Source organism: Burkholderia sp. ABCPW 111 (assembly GCF_000773065.1).
Lineage (GTDB): Bacteria > Pseudomonadota > Gammaproteobacteria > Burkholderiales > Burkholderiaceae > Burkholderia > Burkholderia savannae.
The window spans coordinates 1-1,566 of sequence record NZ_JPWT01000031.1; the positions used below are offsets into that span (position 1 = coordinate 1).

Genomic DNA, 1,566 nt, shown 5'->3' on the forward strand with positions numbered 1-1,566 from the left:
CGTGATCTCGGACACGCAGCGCTTCGATGATCTGCCGCTGCCGAACGACGAGCTCGAATATCTTCCGGACGGCGAAGAATCGCGTGCGATCCAGGGGCGCGAAGGCGTGCAGCGCTTGCAGCGTACGCGGCGGATCAAGTCGAACAACGTCGCGCTGCGCGACTTCGACTATCACGCGCCGTCGAACCGTCTGGACAGCGATGCGCAGCAGGTGTCGCCGCCGAATCTCGAAGGGATTCCGCTCGAATACTACGACTACGCGACCGGCTACAGCGAGCAGGAACAGGGCGAGCGCCTCGCGCGCCTGCGGCTCGAAGCGATCCAGGCGGACTCGCACGTGCTCGTCGGCGAGGCGAACGCACGCGCGCTCGCGACGGGCCGCGCATTCACGCTGGTCGGCCATCCGGCCGCGCAGCGCAATGGTCGGTACTACGTGACGAGCAGCGAGCTGACGTTCATTCAGGACGGACCGGATAGTACGTCGCAGGGCCGTAATGTCGCGGTGAAGTTCCGCGCGCTCGCCGACGACCAGCCGTTCCGCCCGCTTCTGACGACGTCGCGCCCCGAGGTGCCGGGCATCCAGAGCGCGACGGTGGTGGGCCCGGAGATGTCGGAGGTGCACACCGACAAGCTCGGGCGCATCCGCGTGCACTTCCACTGGGACCGCTACAAGACGACCGAAGCCGATGCGTCGTGCTGGATTCGCGTGTCGCAGGCTTGGGCGGGCAAGGGCTGGGGCGTGATCGCGATGCCGCGGGTCGGGCAGGAAGTGCTGATCACGTACGTCGACGGCGATCTCGACCGGCCGCTCGTGACGGGGATCGTCTACAACGGCGAAAACCCGACGCCTTACGATTTGCCGAAGGACATCCGCTACACGGGCCTCGTGTCGCGTTCGATCAAGCGTGCGGGCGGCTACCAGAACGCGAGCCAGATCACGTTCGACGACCAGCGCGGCGCGGAGCGCGTGATGATCCACGCGGAGCGCGACATGCAGCAGACGGTCGAGCGCAACAGCTCGACGTCGATCGCGCAGGACTTGAACCTGTCGGTGAAGGGCACGTCGACGTCGGTCGTCGGGATCTCGGTCAGCTTCACCGGCATCTCGGTGTCGTACACGGGGCTGTCGGTGAGCTTCACCGGCGTGTCGGCGAGCTTCACCGGCGTGAGCACGTCGTTTACCGGCGTGAGCACGAGCTTCACCGGCGTGTCGACATCGTTTACCGGCGTGAGCACGAGCTTCATCGGCGTGTCGACGTCGTTCACCGGCGTCGATACGGGCTTCAAGGGCGTATCGACCGCGATGATCGGCGTTTCGACCAGCGTCGTGGGTTCCAGCAACTCGGTGACGGGCGTGTCGAACAGCATGACGGGCATCTCGTCGTCATGGACCGACGTCAGCATGTCGACGACCGGCCAGTCGCAGAGCATCACCGGCGTATCGCTGTCGTACACGGGCACGTCGAACAGCATGACGGGCACGAGCACGTCGGTGACGGGCACGTCGACGAGCATCACGGGCACGTCGATGTCGAACACGGGCAGCTCGACGAGCATCACGGGCAC

1 protein-coding gene is annotated in these 1,566 nt (G+C 65.8%); it reads left to right on the forward strand.

All coding sequences use genetic code 11. The features are described from left to right. Positions 1–1,566, forward strand: a 1,566-nt coding sequence (locus X946_RS05280; protein WP_038744720.1) for a type VI secretion system Vgr family protein, incomplete at both ends; no start/stop codon positions are given.